This window comes from Hymenobacter psychrophilus, assembly GCF_900107135.1.
Classification (GTDB): Bacteria; Bacteroidota; Bacteroidia; order Cytophagales; family Hymenobacteraceae; genus Hymenobacter; species Hymenobacter psychrophilus.
This window is the reverse complement of record NZ_FNOV01000043.1, coordinates 1-1,928: the sequence shown is the minus strand read 5'-3', so window position 1 is coordinate 1,928 and position 1,928 is coordinate 1. Positions and strand designations below refer to the sequence as shown.

The following is a 1,928-nucleotide window of genomic DNA, read 5'->3' as shown; positions in this document are numbered from 1 at the left end:
CGTGCACCCAAGTCTCAGGCTGCCAGTAGTCGTAAAATGCTGAAAACATGAAAAACATATTCCAAAAAGATAATTTTATTGATATGTCAATAAAAGATTTAATTAAAGAGAAAAAAGAAACCTCTTTTATTATCGGTGTGATAATAGGGATTTTAATAGGATTCCTTGGATTCGTACTGTTCAATACAAGTAATAAAGGATTCGCTCCGTCATTAGTTATCCCGTTTGGACTTGTACCCATCTTTATTATGGCGTTTAATCAGTTTAATTCTATAAACAGAGAATTAAAAAGAAGAATCTTGAACCTATAATGTTCTGCCAATTTGTTATAATGAAGCTGTTTAGGAAGTAAAAGATGGGGCAATTATCAAATGCTTTGTCGGCGTTTAGAAATAAGCCATCCAAGCGTAGGTTGGCTGCTTCGGGCAGCGCAAAGAGTTCGGCAAACACGCGCTCCAAGTCGAACGTGTCTTGCTGATTGCCCGCCAGGGGCATGCCTTGGTTATCGGCCAGGAAAAGGGCATTGGTTGTGCGGGCTGATTTGCGGCCCTGGTAGCCGATGGCCACCCCGCCGTTCTTAGCCGGCGTGTGGCTGCCGTCGAGTTGGATGCTGGACAGATCGAGCAGGCGCCGATGCAGACGCAAGCTGTTGAGCCAGATAGTATTCCAGCCCCCTGGCTTGCCCCACATGTTGAAGTGGTAGTAGACGTCCTGCCAGCTCAGCGGCTCGCCGGTAAACAAGGCTTTTACGGGCAGCTAGCGCCACTGGCAGCCCGTTTTGAGCTTGTAGCAGACGGCCCCCACCACCTCAGCCGGGTCGATGGTTGCGCGACGGCCACCAATACGGGCCGGCAGCAAGGGTAATATTCAGCGGGTAATGATATATTTGCTCAAGACTTCCATGAGGGAGGGAAAGCAGATGGGTCGCACCTCAAATTGCCCGCTTTTGTGGGGGGGCTTCTCTGTTTTGCGCGTGACTGACGACTTCCTAAACAGCTTCGATGGATGTTCTTGCGCTGTAAACATATTCATTACTACTGCTAAATGAATTTTTGATACTATTTTTGTAATAGTATTTACTACCTAAAATTTTTAACAAATGAAAGCACACATTGAAACCCAGAATGAGTTAAAAAATTTTTCTGACTTAATTCAACCGATAAGTATAGAAGAGTTTGAAAATAACTATTGGGAAAAGCGGTTTTTGCATATTCCAAGAGATAATCCAGATTTCTTTTCTTCGCTATTCTCAATTGAAGATCTAGACAAGGTTTTAGAGTATAACCGTCCTCAAGGGAGTAGTCTGAAAGTTGTGAAAAGCAATCAGCCAATGAATCCGAGTATTTATGAAAATAAAGACGAAAGTTTGAATTTAAATCAACTCTATGTTGCATATGCTGATGGATATTCTATTTTAATAAATGGAATTCAACGATATTGGAATCCTATCAAAGTACTTTTAGAAAATATTCGCAAGCAGATTAGTCATGATCTATCTGCAAATCTTTACTTAACACCAGAAAACGAGAAAGCTTTCTCTCCTCATTACGATTCGCATGATGTTTTTGCCATACAAATTTCAGGTAAAAAACATTGGATATTATATGACGATGCTCGTTTTAAAACACCTCTTTTAAATAGTTATCAACCTACCTTTCAAAGAGAGCAGCTCACGAATGCAACAGAGATTACTATGTGTGCAGGAGATATCTTGTATATACCACGGGGGGTCCCTCACGAGGCGTATACGACTGATAAGTCATCTATGCATATCACTATCGGCATACAGTCTACACAGTGGATTGATTTTATTACGAAATCACTATTGAGTGTAAGCCAAAAGTATATAGGACTTCGTAAAGCACTTCCTATTGGCTTTCTGAGATCTGATCATGATAATCTATTGTCTGATGAGTTGCAACTAGAAT

Annotated in this window: 3 protein-coding genes; 1 reads left to right on the top strand and 2 read right to left on the bottom strand. The window is 41.3% G+C overall.

Translation table 11 applies throughout. From position 1 onward, the window contains the following. Both BLW21_RS21775 and BLW21_RS20970 read right to left on the bottom strand, forming a co-directional pair. The coding region (locus tag BLW21_RS21775) for a hypothetical protein (RefSeq protein ID WP_217633901.1) at window positions 1-241 on the bottom strand (241 nt) is incomplete at its 3' end. Window positions 242-270: 29 nt separating this feature from the next. After that, complete coding sequence (locus BLW21_RS20970; RefSeq protein ID WP_092744066.1) at window positions 271-741, bottom strand: hypothetical protein; 471 nt, start codon at window positions 739-741, stop codon at window positions 271-273. A gap of 358 nt (window positions 742-1,099) precedes the next feature. Here BLW21_RS20970 and BLW21_RS21415 point away from each other — a divergent pair. Further along, the coding region (locus BLW21_RS21415; protein ID WP_217633900.1) for a cupin domain-containing protein at window positions 1,100-1,928 on the top strand (829 nt) is incomplete at its 3' end.